Consider the following 22,160-nt stretch of genomic DNA (forward strand, 5'->3'; position numbering starts at 1 on the left):
CCACCTCACCCGTGCACTCCATCGAGGTGCACGCCGGGGGCGGCGGGGGCTCGGCCGTGGGTGCGGCGGGCCGGCCAGGTCCCGCCATCGCTGCAGTGGGTGCACTCAGGCCGAGTAGTACGGCCGCAACTGCGGCTGCACCCGTGCGGGTCAGCACGATCGCTCCCTGACCTCGGACGCTGCCACCAGCCAGTCGTCTGCGCCGACGTCCCTCGTCATCTCGACCCTCGCCAGCTGCCTATCCCCTGGCTTGACGAGCGCCCCCTTCCGGTTCGTGCGAACGTTCTTGCCCTTCTTCAGCAGCTGCTTGTCGGTGGTGACGCAAACGTCCATGACGACCTCGGTCGTGCTGGTCAGCCCCTCATCGACCTCGGTCGAAACGACGGAGTCGTGACCCTTCGTGGTGATCCCCGCCCTTTTGTTGACCGCGTCGACCTGCTTCTGCGTAGCCGCCATCTCGGCCGTGGCGTTCTCGGTGGTGAGGCGCGCGGCGTCGTCCTCGATCCACGCCCGCGCTGCCTCGACGGCCTCGTCTCGGTAGTCGGCGGTGGTCGAGCTGCTGGTCGACGAGCTGCTGGTCGAGGTCGTCTCCTCAGCCCCTCCCCCACTGCAGGCGCCCAGCAGCAGGCAGCTCGCGGCCGTCACCGTGGTGATCCAGCGCGATCCAGTCATCGACATCTCCTTCATCGGTCGTCATCACTAAGCACGAGTCGAGCCTCCCCGGGACACCACATCCACCAATGACACCACCAACACTAGTGCACAAGGGATCATTTGGTGAAGTGCCCTTCCCCGACCCCTCTAGTGAACGCGAGCCCGCGCACCCGCGCACCTTCAAGACCTCCTCGGACCCGCCCCACCCACGCGGGAAGAATGAAGAAGCTGGGTCGGCCGCCCACGCGCGGCGGGCCACCCCCGCTGCGCGGGGCGGACCGGCGTCCTCCGGTGAAGAGCCCGATCTCGTCGGGATCACCCCTGCTGCGCGGGGCGGACTGTTTCTCCTGAGGACACCGCGGTCCGGGCGGGTTCTTGGTTCAGTGCTCGCGGGCGCTGAGCTCGATGGCCTGACGGAGGGTGTCGACGCTGACGCCCAGCGCTGCGGCGACGGCGTCCAGTGGTGCCCGCACGCGCTGCGCCGATCCTGCTTCCCACCGCTTGATGGTGCCTCTGGCCAAGCCGCCGCGTTCGGCGAGCTCGGCGACGGTCAGGCCGGCTTCTGCGCGCAGTCGCCGCAGGTCTGCCGGCCCTTGCGAGGGAAGGAGTTCCTCGAGGTCGATGCCCAGGGCCTTGGCCAGTCGTGCGCGCATCGCTGTCGAGGGCGTGGAAGTCCCGAGTTCCCACCGCGAGACTCGCTCTCCCCCGGCCACCCCGATCACCCGCGCGAGCTCGGCCTGGGTCAGGCCAGCGCGGACCCGGGCCGCGCGCAGTCGCTCAGGATTCAGGGGTGGGTTCTCAGAGGGCATATCCCGGCAAGCCTAGACCGCGACACGCCCTCGGAGACGGCGGGCTTTACCGCTCGCGCGGCGCCAGGATTCGAGCCGCCGCGGCCACGATCGCGACGACCACTGCAGACGGCAGCACGACGGCCGCCACGTCGACCATGGCCGGGTCGTCGACGTTCATGCGTGCCAGGTTGCGTCGGCTGCTCCACACGGAGTAGGCGATGTAGGTCGGCAACGCTGCCGCAGCGAGGACCCCGATGGGCCCGTCGACGCGGATGAGCCGGCGGATCGTCGCCAGGCCCACGGAGGCGCCCACGGCCGCGATGCTCCAGAAGATGCCTTCGATGATGATCGCCGCAGGACCAGAGATCGTGCCGTCGACGGTGCGAGCGATCATCACCGCGTCAGCGATGACATAGACGATCACCGCTGGCAGGAGCAAGGTCATGGATCGTGTGAACGCCTCACGCCACGTGCGCCCGCCCCAGCATGCGGCAAAGCCGGCAAGCAGCCAGCCCCACTCGACACCCACGATCTTCGCCAACCAGAACGACCCGGGCACCAGCCCGAAGTTGGCCGCGACGTTGACCGCCCCGAGCACCACGCCCAGAGCAGCCAGCAGGGCTCGCCCCGCCCACGATCCGTCGCGACCATCTTCGTGGCTCATTCGCTTCCTTTGCCTCAGTTGTCGTAGCGGTTGTAGTACGCGCGGCAGGTCTCGTTCGTCCAGCGAATGACGGCCGCGTTGGCCCACGCGTTCTTCTCCGCGACCTGCTTGCTGGTGTATCCGTCCATCCTGGCGGTGGCGCTGTGTCGACGCCACTTGTGGTGGTACTTGGAGTGGCAGGCCTTCTGCCCGCCGGCGTTGACGGTGGTGCCGTAGATCCAGCGGCCACCACTGACCCACGTGTCGACCAAGGCGTAGGTGCCCATCGTGGGGGTGTCGGTCGCGTGAGCGCTTCCGTCGATCTCGACAGTGCCAGTGCCGGTGAACTCGACCCAGGCGCCGTCCGCCGTGCGCCCCTGGTCCACGATGGTCACGTCACCGCTGGTCTTGACCTTGGCGTCGGGGTACATCGCCGTCACGGCCTGACGTGCCGACTTGCCCTGCGTGCGCGCGGCGCCCTGCCCCGGCTCGGTCGCCGCGGCCGCCGAGGTGGCCAGTCCGCCGGCCAAGACCATCCCGACCAGCATTCCCGCCGCGCCCGTCGTCCGCGCCTGTCGCTTTACCTGCATGCCCATGCTCCTGTCCTTGATGATGCGCCTCTCTGGCACACCCCACTAAGCCCAGGAATGTCTGCTCAAGGACACGTCACGACGACATTCTTTCGACGGCCACCCGCAAAGCGGCGATGACCACGGCGGTCGCAGTCACCTTCACCGGCCGCGGCGCCCCGTTGGCGTCGACCTGCGCCTGTGCGGCGGCCTGGATCTCATCGACGGGCTCGATCTCGGCACCGAGGAACTGCGGGATGATCGGCGTGGTCACCCCGCCGGCCCGGTTGGCTCCTCGAGGAGCCAGAGGGTCGGCCGGGGCGAGCTGCTGCAGCACCCTCTCGAGGACCGCGTCGCGCTCGGTGGTGCATGCCCAATAGACCAGTTGCCCCCACGAGGGCTTCCCAGCGCCCTTGACCAAGCTCTCCGACGCGGCGTAGAGGTCTGCAGGGATTCGAGCGGGCCGCTTGGTCACCCCTCGCGTCACCGCGGGATGAGCCTCTGCCGCCGCGCGCGCGGGACGTCCGCCGGCGCCGCGGGCCCGCTCCCCCACCGCCGAGGAGATCTCCCCCTTCGGCGTCGAGGGCGACCTCGACGCCGCGGTTCCTGCGGGGTCGAGCTTGGGCATGAGCTCGCCCAGCGGCTTGCTCGGGGCGGTGGGGGTGACGTCGTCCAGGTCGGTGCGGTCCGGCGCGAACGCGCCGCCACGGGCACGGCGTGGTCTCAGTGACCCGCTCATGCCGCCGCCTCCTTCGCGCCGATGCGGGTGAGGACCTCGCGGGTGAGGTTCTCGTAGTCCTGAGCCAGGCCCTGGCCCGCGTTCTTCGCGTTCGACCACCACACGTCCCCTGGCGCGTGCGTGCCGCCCTTGACGCGGTCCAGGCGCGCCTTGGCCTGACGCACGGCCTCCTCCGCGACGTCACGGGCGCTCATCGCGTGACGTCTTGCATCGACCCGCCCGGCCGCGTCGTAGCGGATCGTCGCGTCGAAGGGGGTGGCTTCCTCCCCCAGCATCTCCTCGACCTCGCGGCGCACTTCCGCGTTGCGTGCGGTCGCTCGCGGGTTGACCTTGCCGACCACGGCGCCCAGGAATTCGACGTCGGCGCCGGCGCGCTTAGCCGCGACAAATCGCTGGCCCATCTTGTCGACGCCGGCCAGCGCCGCCTCGTCATCCAGCGTGGGCACGATCAGCCACCGCGCGGCCCACAGGTACGCGTCGAGGAGTCTCGTGTCACCCGGGCCTGAGTCGATCAGAACCAAGTCGTAGGCGCGCTGGCGCGTCAACCGAGCCAAGGCCGCCCGCAAGTTCTGCTCCATGCTGACCTCGGATCCGGGCATCATCGCTGCGCCGATGGCGCCCTGCAGCTCTGGGCCCCCGCAGATCACGTCCACTCCCCCAGTGCTGACGGGCGCGAGGTCGGTGCCGTACTGCAGGGCCATGGCCAGTCCCCGGCCCCCGTCCGTGTCCACACCGAAGTCGATCTCGGAGAGGTTGCCCTGGGGGTCGCCGTCGATGACCGCCACGCGATAGCCCGCGTGACTCGCGACGTCCGCAACGTTGCGCACGATCGAGCTCTTCAGCACACCCCCCTTGCGGTTGGCCACAACAACAACCCTTCTCAGCGCCTCACTCAGGTCATCCATGTAGATAGTTCTACAGCCCTACCCCTGTGGCTCACGGGTAGCGACACGCCACATCTTCTCCTAGACCTTCACCTTTTCGTCCGTCGTGATGCTTGTGTTTATGTTTGTGTTGACGTCTGTATGTAGGTTTTGCATGTTGTTCGCATGAGTCACTCGATGGCCCAGAGTGGCAGCTGTCCTCGTGGTTGGTCGATGCCCTCGACAGCGGTCTTCATGAAGGCGTCGTCGCGGCGTTGGAATGAGGGTGGGATGGCGTCCGGGGTGGGGGTTCGGTCGATGTCCCAGGTGGCGCGGTAGGTCTGCCATGCGTGCACCGTGGCACGTTGGGCGGGGGAGGGGAGCGCGCGGAAGTGGGCGGCTCGCTTGACCGCGCGGCGCGCGAGCTCGTCGGGGCCTTGGCGGGCGAGCCACTGGGCGTGGCGTGTCCTAGGGTCGATGCCGGCGCGCGCGTCGCGCTCGGCCCAGCGCTGTTTGGTCTCCAGCTGTGCCTGGATCGACATCGACGCGAACCGGGCAGCGAGTTCGGTCGAGCGACGGCGTCGCTCGATCTCGGGCAGCCCTCGCCACCATCCGGCCTGCTTGGCGCGCTGAGCCTTGACCGCCGCTGCGTGCGCGGCCGCCCATGCGTCCGAGTGGCGAGGCTGACGGTAAGCGGTGCGCTCGGCCGCCACGACCCGGCGCACCGGTTCGAGGACCTCGCTTGCCCGTCGACGCGCTGCCTCGCCCAGCCGAGCCCCTGTAGGCCGCCACACACCGTGCTCGTCGCACGTGACGAGTCCAAGGCTCGCCAAGCCGGTCAGGATCGCGGTCAACGTACGCCGTTGTGTGCCCGTCACCGGGGAGGAAGGAGAGGGCAGGAGCTGGCAGGCCAGGGCCAGGTCCTCCAGGTGGCCCCCCTCGGCAGGCAGGCTCCGCAGGGTCGGCCAGGCCATGCGGGGGAGGCCGGGTGGGAGGTCGCGGGCTGTGGGGGTGTGAAAACGAGGTGGAGGGGTTTGCGACACGTCCCCCACCTGGGGGATCTCGAACTCGAAGCTCGAGGCGGCCCGTTTGCGGGGGTCGAAGACCTCGTGCAGGGCGCCGACGACGTCGTGCAGCGCCCGCAGGTGGGCGGCGATCACCCGCCGGTCGGTGATGCCGGTGTCGAGGACCAGGTCGCGCTGGGGAACCGGCACACGCAGGCTCCCGGTGCGCTCCATCCGGTCCAGGACGGTGTGCCCGACCGTCAGCAAGCCCGAGCGGGCCCTCGTCGACGTCGACCACGCCAGAGCCCGGAGCCGTTCACGTGCGGCCGCGACCGCCGCGGCCGTCTCGGCCGAGAGCTCCACGCCACCGTGGTGGTCGTCATCGGCCATCACGGCCTGATTCCAGCGGCCGACCCAGCGATGCCAGGAGCCGCGGGCGCGGGGCATCGCCTCCGGGTGCGCGGAAGCGATTGCCGCCCACGCCTGCTCGGCCGTCCACCCGGCCTGCACCATCCGCGCCGTGGCCAGATACTCGAACGTCGATCCCGAGGAGTCCTTGGCCTTCTCGCTCAGCTCGGGACGCTCCCCGGTAGCCAGGTAGCGGACCCACGCCGGCGGCAGGGCCCGGCGGGCGCGCTGACGGCGCGGGGCCAAGGGGGTACGCCGCGCCGAGGACGAAGGGGGAGCAGCAGGGGCACCGACCGGGCGAGCAACCCGCACCAACCCCTTCAGCGCGGCCTTGAGTGTGCGGGCGGCCGCCGCCGGGTCGCCCAGCGGCGGCGGACACGGCCCCGATCGGTGCGGCGCGCTCAACGGCCGCAGCGCCTGCCGCACGTCGATCATCCGCCCCGAGACGCCGTAGGTCTGGCGAAGGGAGTCGACCTCGGCCTCGAGGTGCTCACGCCGCGCCCCGCACGCCACGACCACGTGCGTGCGACCGTCGGCGCCGCCCGAAGGCCGCACGCAGTGCCACAGGTCCTCACGCCGGCACCATGCCGCGACGTGCTCAGCCACCGCGTGGCCACGCTCACCGACGAGGTCGACGTCGACCGCGACCACCCCCGGGCGCAGCCTCCCCACGACGGTGGCCACCCGGGCACGACCGATCATCGCCAGGCCCTTGTCCAACGACGCGGGACGTACCCCAGCGACGCGCTGGTTCCCCTCGTCGAGGGCAAACCAACCGCCGGCGGCCGCGTCGAACAGCAACTCGTCGACGGGCCGCCACTGCTCCGACACACCCAGGCGGCTCGCAGTCCGCCTCTTGGAATCTGAAACAGCTACCGCTAGTCTGTTTCCAGACATAGCGAAGCCTCCTCACCTGCTCAGTGGGAAATCTTCTTCGCGAGAAACGGTCGGTGCTACCAACACCGGCCGTTTCGCTTTGTCCGGGCCCTGCCCGGATGAGGTCTCAGCCTGTCAACGGCAACCTGTCCTGGTCGTCGTCCGCCGGATGACTGGGCGACGGCGCGAGGTGGGGGAGACCCACCTCGCGAGCCAAGATCGCGGCCACGTAGTCGCTGGTGCTCTTGCGGTACCCAGCAGCCTTCGCGCGCGCGGTGATGACCTTGTACACATCGGGGTGCACCCGTGTCGTCATGGCCTCACGCGGGCCCTTCGGCTGCTGCCCCGCCTGCTTGCGCGGCTCGCTACCTGTAGTCATGACCACATCATCGTCACCATGATGCAGCATTGCAAGGGTGGGGGTGGGCGCGTCGCGATTCAGCATCACCACTTCAACAGGTCACCCTGGGGTCATGGGGGAGTGGGGGGCTCCGGTCTGGGGCAACGCTCTGTCCTGGGCGGTGCGGCCCGCGAGCTGCGGTCCGCGCTCGAGGACGTTGGCTGCGGCCTCGCGCACCGAGGACGCGGCGGCGACGACGTGACCCATCTGGCCGGCCAGGTCGTCCTTCAGGACGTCAGGCAGCGGCACCGGCACGTTGCGGCGCAGCGCGTTGGGGGAGACCCAGGCCTCCATGGGGCTCGGCTCGACGTAGTCCGCGTGCAGCCGTGCCTGCGCGGCGGTTGTCGCTTCGTTGACCCACCGAGCGGGGGCGGTCAGCTCGCTCGAGCGGGCGGCCTCTTGGATGCCGTACGCGGTCTCGGCAGCGGTGATCAGGGCGCGGTGCATCAGCGGCGCGATCTCCCGCAGGTCCACGCGCGCGTGGATCGTCTCGGCAGAGGCGGCCACGGCTCCATCTCGCACCAAGTCGCCCACGGCTGCCGTGACTTCCCCTGCCGCTGCTCGCAAGTTCGGATCGACGCGCTCACTGGGTCGAGCCATGTTCCTCCACACCTCGCCTGCGGCCCTGAGCCGGCCCGCGGCGGTGTCGAGTGCCGGAGCCAGTCGGTCGCGGTACTCGTGGGGGTCGATGTGCTCGTGCAGTGCGGCCGCACGAAGGAGCGCGTGACCGTTGCCGATGACGATCGCGTGGGCGTGGCAGACCAGGTAAGCGCTGGACGCGGTCGGTTCGCTCATTGCCCGGCGTGCCTGCACGTCCCAGACCGCCATCGACTCGTGGAGGCGCTGCTGGACCGGCTGCTCGCGGTGCTCGCCCTCCAGGCCCGCCGGCCAGCGGCGGTTCAGGTGGAACGAGAGGGACTGCTCCACCCCCGCGAACCGGTCCTGCAACTTGGCAACGGCGGCTCCGAGCTCGCGGTTGCCGGTGCGCTTGACCTCGGGCGAGGCCAAGACGCTGTGCTCGGCCCTCAGCGCCACGTTGACCCCGTGGGCGGCGACGTACAGGCCGTGCAACGCACGGACCCGGACTGCCTCGAGGTCCTCGACAGCCGCGGGCGACAACCTCACGCCCTCGACCCGCTCATGCCGGCGCAGCAGCTCGCCTGCCTGATCGAAGTTGCTGGCCATGTCCGCCAGGCGTTGATCCTCAGGCCCGGGGCTTGGCCACCCACTGCGCAGTTTCACGGCAGACGGCAGGGCCTGCATGACGTCGCGGACCAGGCCGGAGTCCTGCGCGGGTCCGCCCTCCATGCCGGCGTTGGGCAACGAGGACCAGAAGCGGTCTGCCGCGTCCGCGAGCTGCGGCCAAGCGCGCACCAGCTCACGCGCGCTCAGCTGCTCGGTGTCCATCAGGATGCTCCGGGCGATCAGATCGTTGTCGACGAGCAGCTCGCCGACACTGCGGTGATCAGCGCTCATCGTCCGTGCTCTCGGACCAGGTCGCACACCTCGACCACCAGCCGTGACGCGCCCGCCGGCCACTGCTCGACGGGCCGGGCCGCGAGGACCTGCTCCGCCTCACGGATCAACGCTGCCGGCACACGCTCGGCCGAGGCCGGCACGTCGCACAGACCCCGGTGCTCGTCCGCCAGCAGATCGGCGCCGGACCACGCGGCGTTCCTGGCTGCCATCGACAGCAGGTCCAGCTCGAGATCACCCTCGGGCCCCGCGGCCTGGAAGGCCAGGTCAGCGGCCCGCCAGAGCCGCCACACCACCCCGGCGAGGTCCTCGACCGCGGGATCTGTCGTTGTCGTCGCGGATGCCATCTCTTTCTCCTTGCGTCGTCGTACTCGGGTCTCCATCTCCCCACGTCCGCGACCTGCGACGACAGCCCCTCACCGCGCCTGTGGATAACCACGACGCGCTGTCTGCCTCAGGGGGAAGACTCGTAGACACCAAGCACAACAACCCCCGCCCTGCGGACACCAACCCCACAAATAGGGCCGCGTCCACTAGTTCATCAGGGCACACATTCAGGTGGAAGGAAGGTGGTGGCCATGCGCAAGGTCACCGCACACGTCGTCCCGGTCGCCGTCAGCACGACACTGACCGTGATGGCAGGGGGACTGATGCCGCCGACGGCAGCCTGGGCGCTGCTCCTGATCGGACCCGCGATCGCGATCGCCCTCTGCCTGGGCTTCTGGGAGCGTCCCGCGTGCCAGATCATGCGGGGTGCGCGACCGCTGACCCCCACGGAGAGGCAGCTGCTCGCACCGGCCCACGAGATCCTGCAGCGGCAGGGGATGCTCACCGCCCCCGTGGAGATCGTCGCCCGAGGCGGCCCCGGCGTGCAGGCGATGGGCGTGGGACGGCGCACCGTCATCGTCAGTAGCGGTCTGCTGGACGCGGCGCGTGGACAGTTGCTGCCGGCCGACGAGATCGCTGCGGTCCTGGCGCACGCGACCGGGCTAACCCTCGCTGGGCGGGTCCGCAACGACCTGGCTCTGACCTACTGGACGCTGCCGTGGCACGTGGTTCGACTGCTGATCGCTGCCCTCGGGCAGCTGCTGTGGCCGATGCGGTCCATATTCAGAGCCGGCTGGCTGCTCGGCAGGCCTATCGTCGGTCTCGGAGCCGCCGTGCAGAGCACCCAGCAGGGCCACCCGGCCATCGGCGTGGCCACCATCATTCTGCTGCTGGCCACGTACGCCCACCCCTGGGCGCAGCGCTCGTGGGCCCGTCACCTCGAGGACGTCGGCGACCGCGCCGCCGCCGAGCACGGCCTCAGTACGCCGTTGGCGTCCTTCCTGCGGCGCTTCCCGTCGACTCCGCGGCTCGACGAGCGAACGCACCGCCTCGCCCCCTTGGGTGACAACGTCACCCAGGCCGCGATGCAGCCGGCGCTGAGCGGAGGGCACTAGGTGCTGCCGGTCCTGCTTGGCGACGCCGAAGAAGTGACTGTCGGCCTTGGCGTAGATCTGCCCGATGGCGGCCCGCGGGCCGCGAAGAGGCGCCGTCAGGCGCGCGCCTGCTACGAGCTGGAGCACCGGCCCCACAACCCCCGCCCGGCCGTGCGGGCCGCTCTCTCTCGCTCGAGGTAGCGCCCGCTGACCCGGCTAGTGCTGGGTGTCGAGCGGTACCTCCTAGCGTGCCCCGACTCCAACATCTGCTCGCCGACGTCGACGTCGTCGACGAGGACCTGCCGCAGCAGCCGGCCGTAGGCGTCGCGGTCACCGACCGCGCGGTCCGCGACGAGCCGGATCTCACCGGGTTGCTGGAGCAGCTCGCGCAGCCCGCGGGTGGCCTCGTCTGCCCAGCACTGCGCCGGCCTTCCGTCACGGGCGACCTCAGGCGTGTCGATCCCGATGATCCGCACCCGGCGCCGTTGGCCCTGGGGATCCTCGATCGCCACCGTGTCCCCGTCCACGACCTCCACGCGCTCCACGACCTCCCCGCCGCTCGCAGTCGAGGCAGGCACGACCCCCTTCGCCTCGCAGCCGCCGGCCGACCACGTCACGCCCGCGGCCATGACCATCGCCGCGACCGCCGACGCACGCACAGCCTCTTCCTCAGCTTCCGGCCGGCGTCGCCGGGTGAGCCACCCTCAGTCGTGGCCCGCCGATCGCTGCGCTTCGATTGCCGGCCGGCGGCTGCAGTTGGTGCTGCGCGGCGTCGAGGAGCCGCCCCGCGAAACGAGCAACCTGACCGGCGACCCACCGCTGCTGCTCCAGCTCGATCTCCATTGCCCTCGAGATCGTCTCCAGAACATGAGCGGCAGCACGAGTCGAGGTCAACGCTGCCTCCACCCTGGCCGGCGGGACCCCGTCCATGTCGGCCTCAGCCCTGACCAGCGTCTCCTGCTCCAGCAGACGCCGCCGCAGGTCCTCCGCCTGGTCGATCACCACCGTCAACGCACCGGACCGGGCCACCTCAGCCAGCGCCCGAAGCTCCGTCGAGCGACATGCCATCACTCCACCGCACCCGGGCTGCGGTGGCATCGCCGCCACGCTCACCACTGGGGGCCCACCGAGTCCAGGCCCGGGCCCTCACCGGGCAACTCGCGCTGCTGCTGCATGGACATCCGCGCGTGCGCTGCCTCCGAGACCAGCTCGCTGTGCTTCGTGGCCACCTCAGCCGTGCGCAGGGAGTCCGACGACGTCACCTGCAGGTGCGAACCCACCTCCGCCGCCCTGGCCAGGTCGGTATTCAGCGGGGTCAGATCATCCGGGCGCAGATCCGCAGGCGCCGGCGCCTGCGAGGACAGCGCCTGCTCGGCAACCACCCGCGCGCGGTCCTCCGCGTACAGCATGCTCTCCGTCACCGCCGTGGCCGCAGGCCTGGTCAGCGCCACCGCCCAGGCCATGCTGTCCACACGCGCGGCCAGAGCGACCAGGTCCGACCGCTCCTGCGGTGTCGCCCCGGACCGGTCCACCCCATCGAGGTCGGCCTTGACCTGCGACAGAGACGACTGAACCGCTTGGAGGTCGCGCGCGACCTCGAGGCCGATCGTGTACGCCCGGCGACCGCTGCTGCGCGCCTCCTCCATCTCCAAGGCGACGTCACGGCCAAGAGTCTGCCGTGCCGCCGGATCCTGCACCGCCTGCAGCGATCGGATGCTCGCCTCGGCGCCCGAGACCCGCCGCGACATCGCGGTGACGTAGTCCTGCTGGGTCAGCACCTGCGTCCTCACCGCGCGCAGCCGCTCATGCGCCCTGAGCACCTCGCGGCGCACCTCGTCGACGACCGCGGTCTGCGTCTGGGCCGCCATCACTGCTCACCCCCCAGGCTCGCAGCGCCCTCCACGGGGTGCTGCTGGTCACCGATGCCGTCGACGGGATCGGTGTGGGTCGCGCCCTCCAGCAGACGTGCCACGCTCTCCGTCTCCCGCAGCCCTGCGACGACATGGCCACGCAGCTGCCTGCACTCCTCGAGCATCCGCATCTCGTCCACAACACCCTCCAAGTAGTGACTTCTCCTGTCCCTCACTAGGCACACCCACCCCCCGCTCAAGGACACCGCCAGCGGAGGAACTTGTCGGCGAGCCTGTCGGACCGGCTGGAAGCGGCCGGCTCTCGTTGAACTGCGTGCAAAGCTGAACCAGCCCCGCTTGCACCGGATGCCCGCAGGAGACCTGGCCCCCACTGCAAACCGGAAGGTAGCCAGTTCACCTCGGGACGTTGGTGTCCCTCTCTGGCACGGGAGATCGACGCTCGGTGATCGCAGGGGGTGCCCAGGAATCTCGGCCTGCCCGTGTGGGGCTTCTAGGCCTCGAGGCGCTATCGTCGGTGCTATAGCTGAATGACACGGTGGGAGCCGGGGGCAACCGACTCCCACCGCGGTGGTGCCGATCTAGGAGAGGATGTCCCAGATCGCTCGAGCCGCCACATAGGCAAAGATCCGCGCGGCGGTCCGAACCATCAGGTTCGGGCCGCCGCCGCTTGCTTCATGCGGCTTTTCGCAGCGCAGACAACGGGTTGTCATGTGCTCACCTCCTCCCTTTGTGAACCCTCCGGTTCCGGTGAACCGGACGGGAGACTGTGCAACCTCGGGAAGGAGGCTCTTTGAGGATAGGTCGCGCGCACGACGGCCAGCGCATCTTGTTTGCGTTTCGGTGGTGTCGGACGTGAAGTTCACGCCGAGGGAATCTCGTGCGGCACGTGTGCACCTTCAGTCACATGGTCGCCTGGGGGCGGGATCAGTCTCGGGCTGGGCCGAGGCGCGCGAGCCACCATTTGAGGTGGCGTGCTCGGTCTCGGAGTTCTGCGCGGGGGACCCCGCGCAGGCTGCGGCCTTGTTCGCCCAGGGCCGCGTCGATGACGGCGAGTTGCTGGGTGGCGCGCTTGCGCAGTTCGCTCGTTCGCGAGCGGCAGTAGTGGGAGCAGTAGAGCGCAGCGCGGCCGAGGTTCTCGTGGTTGAAGGTGACGGTGGTGTCGCATTCGGGGTTGAGGCAGGCAGCTTCGGTGCCGAGGGGCTGGTCGTCAATGGCCAGGTCCAGCAGGGCAGGCCAGCTGGCGGTGTCGTCGGGCTCGGGCAGTGGCCCGGTGAGGCCTGAGGCGTAGCGCATCCGTCCAGTCTGTCGTCAGGCGCGGCTACAAGTCGGACACGCCGCCCTGGGGGGTCAGGCTGCGCACACAGGCAGGATGCAGACAGCTCACTTCTGACATAAGGTGGATTATCGGCATTTCATTAGACACAGTTAGACGTTCTCTTGGGGTGGAGTCACGCGGTCACAGCCGTGGGCCTCACTGAGACACCTCAGAAATCCGGCAGAGAAGCCTTGAGTCGGTCTCGCAGGTCAACGAGGGCTGTGCGCACGTCTTCCTCGTTGACCGGCGGGGCCTCCCCAGCCCGTGTGCCAAGCGCGGTCGTTCGACCGATGGTTTCGACCCGCTCGGCATTGAGCTCAGGCAAGAGATCCGAAAGTTGATGGACAGCGGCTCGAGCCGCCATGACGTCCTCAACCCGGACCGGTACGGCCTCATCGCGTCGATCCACGATCGGCACCCGATAGAGGACGCCGTCGAGGCGCGCAAGAGCGGTAGGCGCTGCCGGGTGGTGGGCAAGGTCCGGGTGGTCGATAGGTCGCTCATTGGTCATAGCTGCTCCTTCATAGAGTTGTCGTCAACATCTGGTCACTGAGACACCTCGGCCATCGAGGCACTCTTCTGGTCCAGGGCGCTCACCAAGTCCCGCCAGACTCGTGCACATCCGTTGCGACCGCAGCGCTGGTCGTGGGTGGGTGCGCCGTCTCGGAACGAGCGGATGGTGTGGAGACCAAGGGCGTAGTCGGGCCTGCACAACGCGAAGCCGTCGCCCCGGTCGACGTGGAATCGCCGACGTCGCACCGATCCCGGCCCGGACCGGTTGCATGGCCGTGGTCACTGAGACGCCCCTCGTGCCTTCGCCTGGCGGACGAGCTCGAGCGCCGTGCGCAACGCTGACACCCTGTTGGTCATCAGGGTCTGCCGCGAAGGACTGAGCGACGTCCCCCTCAAGACGGCCTCGCACTTGCTCAGCAGCGAAGACAGCTGAGTGTCGGCCACCTCAAGATCCTCCGCCTTGATCACATTGCCGTCCCCGCCCGTGGTCACTGACACACGCCCCTTCCACGCCGGCGCAGCCTGCTGCGGCGCACCAGCGGCCACAGCACGAGGACGACGGCAGTGCCAGCAAAGAGCCACCTCGCCGCAGCAGTCGGGGCGACGAGAGCCCCGGCAATCGCGAACACCAAGGAGATGCCCGCGGCGATCGCTTCGATCAATCTGCCCTCGCGGCCTGCGGTCACTGCGACCCCCGCTCTAGAGTCAAGTCATGAGCACATACGTGGATCAGGTTTTCGAAGCGGCCCAGGCGAGCAAAGGCGGAGTGGTGCGCCGCAGCATCCACGACGTTGAGCGCTTCGTGGGCGTGGCCGAGTTCATCGACGAATGCCGCAGGCGAGAGTTTCACGTCATTGAGACTGGCGACCAACTCGTAGTCCTCTGCCACGAAGGTGGCATCGTGATCCACTGTTAGGGCACGCCATTTTGACCTGAGCGCGGTGGTCACTGAGACACCTCACCTTGAGCGAAGTCGGCAACCACGAGGTCGCAGCGCTCAACCAGGTTGGCCAGCAGACTCAGGGCAGCGAGACGTTCTAAGGCGCCCTGTCTGCTCAGCTGTGTAACTGGGTGAGCGGCCGCATTTCGAACCGTGAGTTGCAGCCCCTGGGCTAGGTGGAGCAAACCTTCGTTCATGCTTCTCACGTTGCTATCGGCGGGGTTACCTGGCCAACGAAGGCGTGGACTGTCCGGCTTGGCGGGCTGACTGGAGAACGCCTGCCGCCACACGTCGGTGCCGCTTGAGAGGTCCGTTCTACCGGTGCGCGATCGAACGGTCTGGACCACTTGCTCGGCCGCGTCGCTAACGGCTTGGTTGAAGTGACCATCGTTTAGCAGCCCCCGGCTCGCGCCCAGAACCGTGGGGTGCCATTGCTCGGGACCTGCGGTCGGCAGGGAGGGTCCCATGCGGGCCTCCACTTCGTACTTGGCTCGCATGCGGCCGATACCTTCGTGAGCGGCATCGATGGCAGCGTCCCATCCGGTCCACCCCCCCACCCGAAACTTCGCGAGTTCAGGGTCCAGTCTTAGGAGGATCTCGCGGACGGTGGGGACCATCTGCTTCGCCGTTGCCAAGGGCTCGCGCGTCTTGCGCGGGTTTAGTCCCTTAGTACTTTCAGCTTCTTCGATGAAGACCTCAAGGAACTTGGACGACCACACGTGTCCAAGGGGATCGTCGGGGTCCTTCATGTAGGGCCACGCCTCGGGGTCCAGCAACTCGTCAAAGTCCATCATTCACGCCCTTCCCTTTGCGCCTGGGCACGCTTGACGGTTCGGTACACGGTTGCTCTGGACACGTTGTAGTCCTCGGCGAGCTGGCCGACCGTCGCGGTGCCGGCCTCGTAGTCCTGGAGCAACTTCTTCGTCCGTCGCTCGTTCAGCTTCGGCGGCTTCCCGTTGAGTCGGCCCTGCGCCCGCGCGATCGCCAGGCCCTCCATCGTGCGCTGACGGTTCAGGTCGGACTCGAACTCGGCGACCATCGCCAGCGCGTTGAAGAGGAACTTTCCGACAGGGTCCTCCGGGTCGTGCAGCGACGGTCCGAGCTGAAGCGCCGCGCCCTTCTCGTAGACCTGGCCGACGAGGTCGCGCGCATCGGGTACCGACCGCGCGAGCCGGTCGAGCTTGGTCACCACGAGCACGTCCCCGGGACGAAGGGCGGCGATCGCCTGAGTGAGCCCCGGCCGGTTCTTCATCGACCTGCCGGTGCGCTTGTCGGTGTAGATCCGATCGGCGTCGACGCCCAGATCGGCCAGACCCTTCAGCTGCGCCGCGAGGTCCTGCCGCTCCGTCGAGACCTGTGGACTTTGCCGCTCTCTGGCAGTGTTTTTTGATCGCTCGTTGGCGGGTGCGTCGGGCTCGGTAACTGGCTGAAAGCAGAGGGTTGTTGACTCTCTGCTTTGCTCGGTTAAAGCAGGGAGCCGAGGTCGGAGCCGAGGGAGGGGTAGGTGGCGGTGGTGGATTTGAGTTGCCGGGTGGTGAGGCCGAGCTTGATGGCGATACCGAAGGTGTTGATCAGTTCGGAGTAGCCGGGGCCGAGGAGGTGTGCGCCGAGGATCTGGTCGGTGTCGGTATCGATGATGATCTTGGCGGCGGCGGTGGTCTCGGCGACCCGGTAGGTGGAGTACCAGTTGCTGGTGTCGGTAAAGCGGACGGCAGTGTTGTGGCCTTCGGCAGCTTCTTCTTCGAGGAGACCGACCCGGTTCAGTTCCGGGATGGTGAATACGGTCGTGGGAACTCCGGTGTAGTCGGGCGCTGTCGTGGTGCCTTTCAGCATGTTCGAGGCCGCGACTTTACCCTCAAACACGGCGACCGGCGTCAGGGGCCGTCCCGCGGTGTTAGCGGCGTCTCCTGCCGCGTAGACGGCGGGATTGGTGGTGCTTTGCAGGTGTCCGGTGACGGTTACTCCGTGTGAGCTGCTCGCGATGCCGGCAGCGTCCAGGTGGAGGCTTTCGAGGTTCGGGACGCGGCCAGCACCGTGGACGACGAGGTCCGCGTCAAGGCGGGTGGTCGTGCCTTTGGTGTCGACGTTGAGCTGGAATCCGGAGGGGGTTGCCTCGATGGCGGTGACGCTGGTGTTTCGGTGGACGCGGATACCGGCTTGTTCGGTGCGTGAGGTCAGCAGCTCCACCAGGTCGGGGTCGAATTCGCGCAGGGGCCGCGGGCCGCGGTCGATGATCGTGCAGTGCGCGCCGGCTCGGGCGGCGATGTGGGCAAATTCGAACGAGATGAACCCGCCGCCGATGAACACGATCCGCTGCGGTAGGGCATCGAGGTCGAGGAACTGGGTGCTGTCGATGAGGTGCTCCGCGCCCGGGAATGTCAAAAGCCTCGGGGTGGCCCCGGAGGCGATGAGGAACCGCTCCGCCTCGTGGGTGGTGCCATCGATGGTGATGGTGTTCGGGCCGGTGAACTCGGCGTGACCGTGGAAGGTGGTGGCACCGTTGCCGGTGAGTTCGTCTTCCATGCCTTTTGGTACCCCGTTGGTGAAGCCGCGCTTGAGCTGCATGAGTGCCGGCCAATCGACACGGAGGCCAGCTTCTGTGATGCCGGTGTCGTTCATCAGCCGGGCGGCATCGACGATTTCGGCGCCGCGGCGAAGGATCTTTTTCGGGTCGCATCCCCGGAGAGCGCAGGTGCCGCCGTAGGGGAGCGCGTCGACGATCCCGACCCGCCAGCCTTGTGCGGCGCACTTGTTCGCAGCGGACGTGCCAGCCATGCCGGCACCGATGACCAGCAGGTCCAACGCGTCACTCACCGGGTGCCCGCTTCGACGTTCACGATGGCGTCGCGGATCTGCTCTGTCGTGGGGGACCCGGCAAGACCTGCTGGTGTCAGATACACCCGGCACGACAGGCCAGGCGGAGCCTCCGGCACGGGAAACAACGGCACACCGTCGGCCAGGAGAGTCGGGGAGCCGCGGAAGTCGACCGTTTCCGCTTCCGCTTGTGTCTCGATGAGCTGCCGGCTCACCGTGATGTCGGATCGTTCCGCCGTGATCACGGCGAGGCGCTCCTCGGTCGTCTGCCAGTTCGGGCACCCATCGAAGGGCGTGTCAGATGGTCTGTGTAAGTGGGGTCTCCTATCTGAAGGAGATTGACTATGGCTATGACCAAGCCGAAGGATGACGCGCAGCGTGAGGAGCCGGAGGCTCGTCGGTTGCGTCGTGAGCTGTTCGATGACGAGATGCTCGACAAGTTGATGGCCGCGACGGATGAGCGTGGCCTGTCGCTGACGGGTGAGGGCGGTTTCTTGCCCGAGATGATCAAGGCTGTCCTCGAGCGTGGGATGCAGGCTGAGCTGACCGACCACCTGGGCTACGAGAAGGGCGACCCGGGAGGGCACGGCTCGGGGAACTCACGCAACGGCAGCACCCCCAAGAATTTGGGCACCGAGGTCGGTGACATCGGTCTGGACCAGCCGCGGGATCGCAACTCCACGTTCGCGTCGGCGTTGGTGCCCAAGGGCGCTCGGCGTTTGGGTGGGCTGGAAGACATGATCATCTCGCTGTACGCGGGCGGGATGACGATCCGCGACATCCAGCACCACCTGGCCGCGACGTTGGGCACCGAGCTGTCCCACGAGACGATCAGCAATGTCACCGACGCCGTCGCCGAGGAGGTCACCGCCTGGCAGACCCGCCCGCTGGAGGCGTTCTACCCGGTGATCTACCTCGACGCTCTGGTGGTGAAGATCCGCGACGGCGCTCACGTGAGCAACCGCGCCGCGCACATCGCTGTCGGCGTGGACATGGATGGCGTCAAGCACGTCCTGGGCATCTGGGTCCAAGCCGCCGAGGGCGCGAAGTTCTGGGCGTCGGTGTGCGCGGAACTGGCCAACCGCGGCGTCAAGGACGTGCTGATCGTCTGCTGCGACGGGCTGACCGGCTTCCCCGAGGCCATCGAGGCGACCTGGACCCAGGCGATGGTCCAAACGTGCGTGGTCCACCTGATCCGCGCCTCGATGCGGTTCGTGTCCTACACCGACCGTAAGGCCGTCGCGGCGATGCTGCGCCCGATCTATACCGCCGCGAACGAGGACGCGGCGTTGATGGCGCTGACCACGTTCGCCGACTCGAACCTGGGTAAGAAGTACCCCGCCGCCGTGGCCTCCTGGGAGAACGCGTGGGAGCGGTTCACGCCATTCCTGGCCTTCGGTCCCGCCTTGAGGAAGGTCATCTACACGACCAACTCGATCGAGTCGCTGAACTACCAGCTACGCAAGATCATCAAGAACCGCGGCCACTTCCCCAGCGACACCGCCGCGATCAAGCTGCTGTGGCTGGCCATCCGCACCATCGAGGACAAGCGAGCCCGTGAGCGCGCCAAAGAAGCCGGCACCCCCAGAGGCACTCCCCGCAAGGCACCCGGCAAGCTCGTCGAAGGCTCCGTCATCCAAGGCTGGAAAGCAGCCCTCGGCGAACTCGCCCTGATCTATCCCGACCGCATCAACACCTACCTGTAACCCACCGAGACCCAGTCACTTACACAGACAACTTGACAAGCTCCCATCGAAGTACTGCAACGTGATCTCCATCCAACGACCGTAAACGTTGCAGCCCGGTACAAGGTCAAGTGGTGTGATGGTCACATGCGCATTGGAGACCTCGCCGCGGCCACGGGCGTCAGCACTCAAACCCTTCGCTTCTACGAACGCGAGGGCCTCCTGCCGGCCCCGAGCCGACAAAGCAACGGATACCGGTCACCGCACTGCCCGGGCATGTCGACGTGCAGCAGCCCGACGTTGCCGCTGTGCTCTCGTCCCTGCCCGCGGGCCGGGCCGCCGTGATCGTGCCCCTGCTGCTGAGTGCGGGTTTCCACGTTCACGTCGACCTGGTGAACGAAGCATCCGTCGACGACCGCATCGTGACCGTCGCCCGTGCTCTGGGGCCCGACGACCGTCTCGTGCGCGTGCTCGCCCGCCGCCTCGGGCAGGCGGGCCTCCGCTCTGACGATGCCGTCGTGCTCGGCTGCGCCGGATCGAGTGATTCGCGCGCCGTCGACGACTGCTTCGAGATGGCCCGCCGCCTCGGAGTGGTGCTGCATCGGCCGGTGACGGTCGGATTCATCAGCGCCTCCGCACCCGCACTGCCCGCCGCCATCGCCGAAGCGCGGCGACTGAACCCGGGCCGCAGGGTGGTCGTCAGCACCTATCTGCTCGCCCCGGGGTACTTCAACGACCTCGCCCACGCGATGAATGCCGACCTGGCCACCGACCCGCTGCTGGTGCAGGATGCCGCGGCGCCACCCGAGATCGTCTCGATCGTGCTCGATCGCTACGCCGAGTCCGCCGCCGAAACCGCTGCCAGGCAGAGACCTCACACGCGCCTCGTGGCCTCGTGAGCAGAACGTTACCGGGCGGCAATCGCCACGAAACCGCCGCCGGTGGTTGCCGATGGTCGACTGTGACCACGACCCACCCACGCTCCGCCCCATCCTCTCCTCACACTCACCCGCTCTCGAAAGGAACCCGATGCCGAATCTCTTCACCCCCTACACGCTGAAAGGCGTCACGCTGCGGAACCGCATCGCGATGTCGCCGATGACCATGTACCGTTCGACCGATGGAAAACTCGACGACTTCCACCTGATGTACCTCGGAGCCCGGGCGGCCGGCGGCTTCGGCCTTGTGTTCCCCGAACAGATCGCCATCACCCCTGACGGCCGCACCACAACGCACTGCGCCGGTCTCTACAACGACGATCAGATCGAGGGCCACAAGCGTACCGTCGACATGATCAAATCGATGGGCGGCGTAGCAGCCATCCAACTCGGCCACACCGGCCGAAAGGGCAGTCTGGTCACGCCCTGGGAGGGCGGGCACATGCTTCCCCCGGAGCACGAAGCCGGCTGGGAGACCCGCGCACCGTCCGCCATCGCCTACGGCGGGGACATGCCTTACGTTCCCCGCGCGCTCACCGTCGAAGAGATCGCCCAACTGATGCAGGACTACGCAGACACAGCGGCCCGCGCCGTCGAGGCCGGCTACGAGTGGATCGAGATGCACTTCGCCCACGGCTACCTCGGCAGCGAGTTCTTCTCCCCCCTCGCCAACCAGCGCACCGACCAGTACGGCGGCAGCCTCGAGAACCGCACCCGCTTCCACCTCGAAGCGCTCGACGCCGTGCGCGCGGTATTGCCCGACCGCATCCCCCTCACCATGCGCCTCGGCATCGACGACCTGCACCCTGACGGCGTCACCGTGGACGAGTCCGTGACCGCGATCGGCTGGATGAAAGACCACGGCCTCGACCTCGCCGACCTGAGTATCGGATTCAACACCGACAACATGAGCGGCGACATCCCGATCGGCGTGCTCGGCGGTATGGTCAAAAACGCCACGCGCGTCAAAGAGGAGGTGGGCATCCCGGTCGCCACCAGCTGGAACCTCGGGCAGCCCGAGATCGCCAACCGCGTCATCGAAGAGAACCTGCTAGACCTCGTCTACCTCGGCCGCCCGGCCCTGGCGAACGCGCACTGGCCGGTCTACGCGGCCCGCGTGCTCGGCTACGCCGACCCCTTCAGCCTGGTGCCCGAGGACTGGGCCTGGTGGCTCCGCAACCTCCGCGGTGTCGATGAAGCCATCGGCTGGCCCGCCGCCACCAACGGCGCCTCCCTCACCCAGGTCGCCGGAGTCGCCGCATCGGCCCCGGTCATCGAGGAGTCGCCGGCCCCCGTGAGCATCGACTTCGCCGAGGAACGCGAAGAAGAGCTCGAGGTCGCCTGACCTCCAGGCTGATAAACAATGAAGGCTCGAGCCCCCGGGAGGGCTCGAGCCTTCATTTTCTTACCGCAGACGGGTCCCAGTTGAGGACCTATCGAAGCTTGCGTGTCGATCCTCGGGTCGACTAAGACTCGTAACCAGTGCCCCAGAAAGGTAAAGTTTTCCGAGGCACGCGAAACCCCTTCCGAGCAGCCGAGGGAAGTGGCGGATTTCCGGGACGCCATTTGTCTTGGAAACATGTCTTACCGCAAACTGTCTTTCCTTCGCCGCTTCTAGCAGTTATTGAGGCACAATGGTCGGGTGAGGCATCTCGGGTACACGCGGGTCAGCACCAGAAGCCAAGACGCGAAACTGCAGGTCGACGCCCTGGTCAAATCCGGCGTGCAGGAGCGCGACATCTTCGCCGACGTCACCTCAGGTAGCCGAACCGCGATCTCCCGGCCCGGAATGAAGAAACTCCTCGACTACGCCAAGCCCGGCGACACGGTCGTCGTCTGGCGAGTCGACCGCCTCGGACGGTCACTCATCGATGTTCTCAACACCGTGAAGCTCCTTCGGGAGCGAAACGTCCAGGTGCAGAGCATCTCTGATGGCATCGACCCGTCGACGACCTCCGGCCGGCTGATGCTGAACATGCTTGCCACTTTGGCTGAGTACGAGCGCGAGCTGATCACGGAACGGGTGAATGCCGGGATCACTGCTGCTCGGCAAGGCGGCACGAAGTTCGGCCGGCCCTTGTCGGATCCTGTCGTCGTCGCTGACAAACTCAAGCTCGTCACCGAGGCCAGGGCCAAGGGCCGGACCGCGGCAGATGCCGCGAAACTCGTCGGCTGGAGCCGAGCCACCCTCTACCGCCACCAGCAGGCCTTCGCGGCCCGCGAGAGCACCACCGTGTAAG

General features: G+C 68.0%; 26 protein-coding genes and 1 pseudogene. 6 read left to right on the forward strand and 21 right to left on the reverse strand.

Annotated elements, in window-relative coordinates; translation table 11 throughout:
- Window positions 1–150 precede the first annotated feature (150 nt).
- The 10 genes from NYE39_RS17000 to NYE39_RS17045 all read right to left on the reverse strand — a co-directional run bounded on the left by NYE39_RS17000 (window position 151) and on the right by NYE39_RS17045 (window position 8,770).
- On the reverse strand, window positions 151–672 hold the full coding sequence (locus NYE39_RS17000) for a hypothetical protein (protein WP_341013565.1): 522 nt from the start codon (window positions 670–672) through the stop codon (window positions 151–153).
- A gap of 362 nt (window positions 673–1,034) precedes the next feature.
- Window positions 1,035–1,463: a helix-turn-helix transcriptional regulator gene (locus tag NYE39_RS17005; RefSeq protein WP_341013567.1), complete on the reverse strand. Its 429-nt coding sequence runs from the start codon at window positions 1,461–1,463 to the stop codon at window positions 1,035–1,037.
- A gap of 46 nt (window positions 1,464–1,509) precedes the next feature.
- A complete protein-coding gene (locus NYE39_RS17010; protein WP_341013569.1) occupies window positions 1,510–2,109 on the reverse strand; it encodes a hypothetical protein in 600 nt (199 codons plus the stop codon).
- 14 nt (window positions 2,110–2,123) lie between these two features.
- The gene (locus NYE39_RS17015; RefSeq protein WP_341013571.1) at window positions 2,124–2,684 is read right to left on the reverse strand and encodes a lactococcin 972 family bacteriocin; all 561 of its coding nucleotides are present in this window, start codon (window positions 2,682–2,684) and stop codon (window positions 2,124–2,126) included.
- Between the two features lie 70 nt (window positions 2,685–2,754).
- On the reverse strand, window positions 2,755–3,396 hold the full coding sequence (locus tag NYE39_RS17020; RefSeq protein WP_341013573.1) for a hypothetical protein: 642 nt from the start codon (window positions 3,394–3,396) through the stop codon (window positions 2,755–2,757).
- Window positions 3,393–4,301, reverse strand: coding sequence for a ParA family protein (locus NYE39_RS17025; RefSeq protein WP_341013575.1), 909 nt, complete (start codon window positions 4,299–4,301; stop codon window positions 3,393–3,395). Before NYE39_RS17025 ends, NYE39_RS17020 begins: the two co-directional genes overlap by 4 nt.
- 149 nt (window positions 4,302–4,450) lie before the next feature.
- Window positions 4,451–6,502 carry a hypothetical protein gene (locus NYE39_RS17030; RefSeq protein ID WP_341013577.1) on the reverse strand — a complete coding sequence of 684 codons (2,052 nt, stop codon included), beginning with the start codon at window positions 6,500–6,502 and terminating at the stop codon, window positions 4,451–4,453.
- A gap of 172 nt (window positions 6,503–6,674) precedes the next feature.
- Entirely contained in the window at window positions 6,675–6,926 is a 252-nt protein-coding gene (locus tag NYE39_RS17035; protein ID WP_341013579.1) for a hypothetical protein, read from the reverse strand.
- Window positions 6,927–7,007: 81 nt separating this feature from the next.
- On the reverse strand, window positions 7,008–8,423 hold the full coding sequence (locus tag NYE39_RS17040; RefSeq protein WP_341013581.1) for a hypothetical protein: 1,416 nt from the start codon (window positions 8,421–8,423) through the stop codon (window positions 7,008–7,010).
- Window positions 8,420–8,770 carry a hypothetical protein gene (locus NYE39_RS17045; protein WP_341013583.1) on the reverse strand — a complete coding sequence of 117 codons (351 nt, stop codon included), beginning with the start codon at window positions 8,768–8,770 and terminating at the stop codon, window positions 8,420–8,422. The genes NYE39_RS17040 and NYE39_RS17045 overlap by 4 nt, the downstream gene beginning before the upstream one ends.
- 231 nt (window positions 8,771–9,001) lie before the next feature.
- Here NYE39_RS17045 and NYE39_RS17050 point away from each other — a divergent pair, with 231 nt between their 5' ends.
- Window positions 9,002–9,865: a hypothetical protein gene (locus NYE39_RS17050; protein WP_341013585.1), complete on the forward strand. Its 864-nt coding sequence runs from the start codon at window positions 9,002–9,004 to the stop codon at window positions 9,863–9,865.
- 110 nt (window positions 9,866–9,975) lie between these two features.
- On the opposite strand, the gene NYE39_RS17055 is transcribed toward NYE39_RS17050, so the two are convergent.
- The 11 genes from NYE39_RS17055 to NYE39_RS17105 all read right to left on the reverse strand — a co-directional run bounded on the left by NYE39_RS17055 (window position 9,976) and on the right by NYE39_RS17105 (window position 17,542).
- A complete protein-coding gene (locus NYE39_RS17055) occupies window positions 9,976–10,503 on the reverse strand; it encodes a thermonuclease family protein (RefSeq protein ID WP_341013587.1) in 528 nt (175 codons plus the stop codon).
- A 10-nt stretch (window positions 10,504–10,513) separates the two neighbouring features.
- On the reverse strand, window positions 10,514–10,849 hold the full coding sequence (locus NYE39_RS17060) for a hypothetical protein (protein ID WP_341013589.1): 336 nt from the start codon (window positions 10,847–10,849) through the stop codon (window positions 10,514–10,516).
- A 104-nt stretch (window positions 10,850–10,953) separates the two neighbouring features.
- On the reverse strand, window positions 10,954–11,712 hold the full coding sequence (locus NYE39_RS17065) for a hypothetical protein (protein WP_341013591.1): 759 nt from the start codon (window positions 11,710–11,712) through the stop codon (window positions 10,954–10,956).
- Window positions 11,712–11,894 carry a hypothetical protein gene (locus tag NYE39_RS17070; RefSeq protein ID WP_341013593.1) on the reverse strand — a complete coding sequence of 61 codons (183 nt, stop codon included), beginning with the start codon at window positions 11,892–11,894 and terminating at the stop codon, window positions 11,712–11,714. Before NYE39_RS17070 ends, NYE39_RS17065 begins: the two co-directional genes overlap by 1 nt.
- Before the next feature lie 745 nt (window positions 11,895–12,639).
- Window positions 12,640–13,008 carry a hypothetical protein gene (locus tag NYE39_RS17075; RefSeq protein ID WP_341013595.1) on the reverse strand — a complete coding sequence of 123 codons (369 nt, stop codon included), beginning with the start codon at window positions 13,006–13,008 and terminating at the stop codon, window positions 12,640–12,642.
- Between the two features lie 191 nt (window positions 13,009–13,199).
- A complete protein-coding gene (locus NYE39_RS17080) occupies window positions 13,200–13,541 on the reverse strand; it encodes a hypothetical protein (RefSeq protein WP_341013597.1) in 342 nt (113 codons plus the stop codon).
- Window positions 13,542–14,225: 684 nt separating this feature from the next.
- Window positions 14,226–14,492, reverse strand: coding sequence for a hypothetical protein (locus NYE39_RS17085; RefSeq protein ID WP_341013599.1), 267 nt, complete (start codon window positions 14,490–14,492; stop codon window positions 14,226–14,228).
- Window positions 14,489–15,277 carry a TIGR02391 family protein gene (locus tag NYE39_RS17090; protein ID WP_341013600.1) on the reverse strand — a complete coding sequence of 263 codons (789 nt, stop codon included), beginning with the start codon at window positions 15,275–15,277 and terminating at the stop codon, window positions 14,489–14,491. Before NYE39_RS17090 ends, NYE39_RS17085 begins: the two co-directional genes overlap by 4 nt.
- Window positions 15,274–16,002 carry a recombinase family protein gene (locus NYE39_RS17095; protein ID WP_341013647.1) on the reverse strand — a complete coding sequence of 243 codons (729 nt, stop codon included), beginning with the start codon at window positions 16,000–16,002 and terminating at the stop codon, window positions 15,274–15,276. Before NYE39_RS17095 ends, NYE39_RS17090 begins: the two co-directional genes overlap by 4 nt.
- Entirely contained in the window at window positions 15,948–17,297 is a 1,350-nt protein-coding gene (locus NYE39_RS17100; protein WP_341013602.1) for a dihydrolipoyl dehydrogenase family protein, read from the reverse strand. The genes NYE39_RS17095 and NYE39_RS17100 overlap by 55 nt, the downstream gene beginning before the upstream one ends.
- Window positions 17,294–17,542 (reverse strand): thioredoxin family protein, encoded by a 249-nt coding sequence (locus NYE39_RS17105; protein WP_341013604.1) that lies wholly within the window; start codon window positions 17,540–17,542, stop codon window positions 17,294–17,296. Before NYE39_RS17105 ends, NYE39_RS17100 begins: the two co-directional genes overlap by 4 nt.
- Window positions 17,543–17,647: 105 nt before the next feature.
- Between NYE39_RS17105 and NYE39_RS17110 the strand changes: the two genes are divergently transcribed.
- From NYE39_RS17110 to NYE39_RS17130, 5 genes and pseudogenes are all read left to right on the forward strand, one after another.
- On the forward strand, window positions 17,648–19,003 hold the full coding sequence (locus NYE39_RS17110) for an IS256 family transposase (RefSeq protein WP_445667061.1): 1,356 nt from the start codon (window positions 17,648–17,650) through the stop codon (window positions 19,001–19,003).
- A 126-nt stretch (window positions 19,004–19,129) separates the two neighbouring features.
- A pseudogene (locus NYE39_RS17115) lies at window positions 19,130–19,240 on the forward strand (MerR family DNA-binding transcriptional regulator); the annotation flags it as partial.
- 26 nt (window positions 19,241–19,266) lie between these two features.
- Window positions 19,267–19,881 carry a sirohydrochlorin chelatase gene (locus NYE39_RS17120; protein WP_299086753.1) on the forward strand — a complete coding sequence of 205 codons (615 nt, stop codon included), beginning with the start codon at window positions 19,267–19,269 and terminating at the stop codon, window positions 19,879–19,881.
- 130 nt (window positions 19,882–20,011) lie between these two features.
- A complete protein-coding gene (locus tag NYE39_RS17125; RefSeq protein ID WP_299086755.1) occupies window positions 20,012–21,265 on the forward strand; it encodes an NADH:flavin oxidoreductase/NADH oxidase in 1,254 nt (417 codons plus the stop codon).
- A 297-nt stretch (window positions 21,266–21,562) separates the two neighbouring features.
- Window positions 21,563–22,159: a recombinase family protein gene (locus NYE39_RS17130; protein WP_100812217.1), complete on the forward strand. Its 597-nt coding sequence runs from the start codon at window positions 21,563–21,565 to the stop codon at window positions 22,157–22,159.
- Window position 22,160 lies beyond the last annotated feature (1 nt).

Source organism: Janibacter sp. FSL W8-0316 (genome assembly GCF_038004165.1).
Taxonomy (GTDB): Bacteria; Actinomycetota; Actinomycetes; order Actinomycetales; family Dermatophilaceae; genus Janibacter; species Janibacter indicus.

Excerpts from the sequence above, each read along its gene's own strand:
- NYE39_RS17000 (WP_341013565.1), bottom strand. The coding sequence starts at position 672 with ATGACTGGATCGCGCTGGATCACCACGGTGACGGCCGCGAGCTGCCTG.
- NYE39_RS17005 (WP_341013567.1), bottom strand. The coding sequence starts at position 1,463 with ATGCCCTCTGAGAACCCACCCCTGAATCCTGAGCGACTGCGCGCGGCC.
- NYE39_RS17010 (WP_341013569.1), bottom strand. The coding sequence starts at position 2,109 with ATGAGCCACGAAGATGGTCGCGACGGATCGTGGGCGGGGCGAGCCCTG.
- NYE39_RS17015 (WP_341013571.1), bottom strand. The coding sequence starts at position 2,684 with ATGGGCATGCAGGTAAAGCGACAGGCGCGGACGACGGGCGCGGCGGGA.
- NYE39_RS17020 (WP_341013573.1), bottom strand. The coding sequence starts at position 3,396 with ATGAGCGGGTCACTGAGACCACGCCGTGCCCGTGGCGGCGCGTTCGCG.
- NYE39_RS17025 (WP_341013575.1), bottom strand. The coding sequence starts at position 4,301 with ATGGATGACCTGAGTGAGGCGCTGAGAAGGGTTGTTGTTGTGGCCAAC.
- NYE39_RS17035 (WP_341013579.1), bottom strand. The coding sequence starts at position 6,926 with ATGACTACAGGTAGCGAGCCGCGCAAGCAGGCGGGGCAGCAGCCGAAG.
- NYE39_RS17040 (WP_341013581.1), bottom strand. The coding sequence starts at position 8,423 with ATGAGCGCTGATCACCGCAGTGTCGGCGAGCTGCTCGTCGACAACGAT.
- NYE39_RS17045 (WP_341013583.1), bottom strand. The coding sequence starts at position 8,770 with ATGGCATCCGCGACGACAACGACAGATCCCGCGGTCGAGGACCTCGCC.
- NYE39_RS17050 (WP_341013585.1), top strand. The coding sequence starts at position 9,002 with ATGCGCAAGGTCACCGCACACGTCGTCCCGGTCGCCGTCAGCACGACA.
- NYE39_RS17065 (WP_341013591.1), bottom strand. The coding sequence starts at position 11,712 with ATGGCGGCCCAGACGCAGACCGCGGTCGTCGACGAGGTGCGCCGCGAG.
- NYE39_RS17075 (WP_341013595.1), bottom strand. The coding sequence starts at position 13,008 with ATGCGCTACGCCTCAGGCCTCACCGGGCCACTGCCCGAGCCCGACGAC.
- NYE39_RS17080 (WP_341013597.1), bottom strand. The coding sequence starts at position 13,541 with ATGACCAATGAGCGACCTATCGACCACCCGGACCTTGCCCACCACCCG.
- NYE39_RS17090 (WP_341013600.1), bottom strand. The coding sequence starts at position 15,277 with ATGATGGACTTTGACGAGTTGCTGGACCCCGAGGCGTGGCCCTACATG.
- NYE39_RS17110 (WP_445667061.1), top strand. The coding sequence starts at position 17,648 with ATGACCAAGCCGAAGGATGACGCGCAGCGTGAGGAGCCGGAGGCTCGT.
- NYE39_RS17125 (WP_299086755.1), top strand. The coding sequence starts at position 20,012 with ATGCCGAATCTCTTCACCCCCTACACGCTGAAAGGCGTCACGCTGCGG.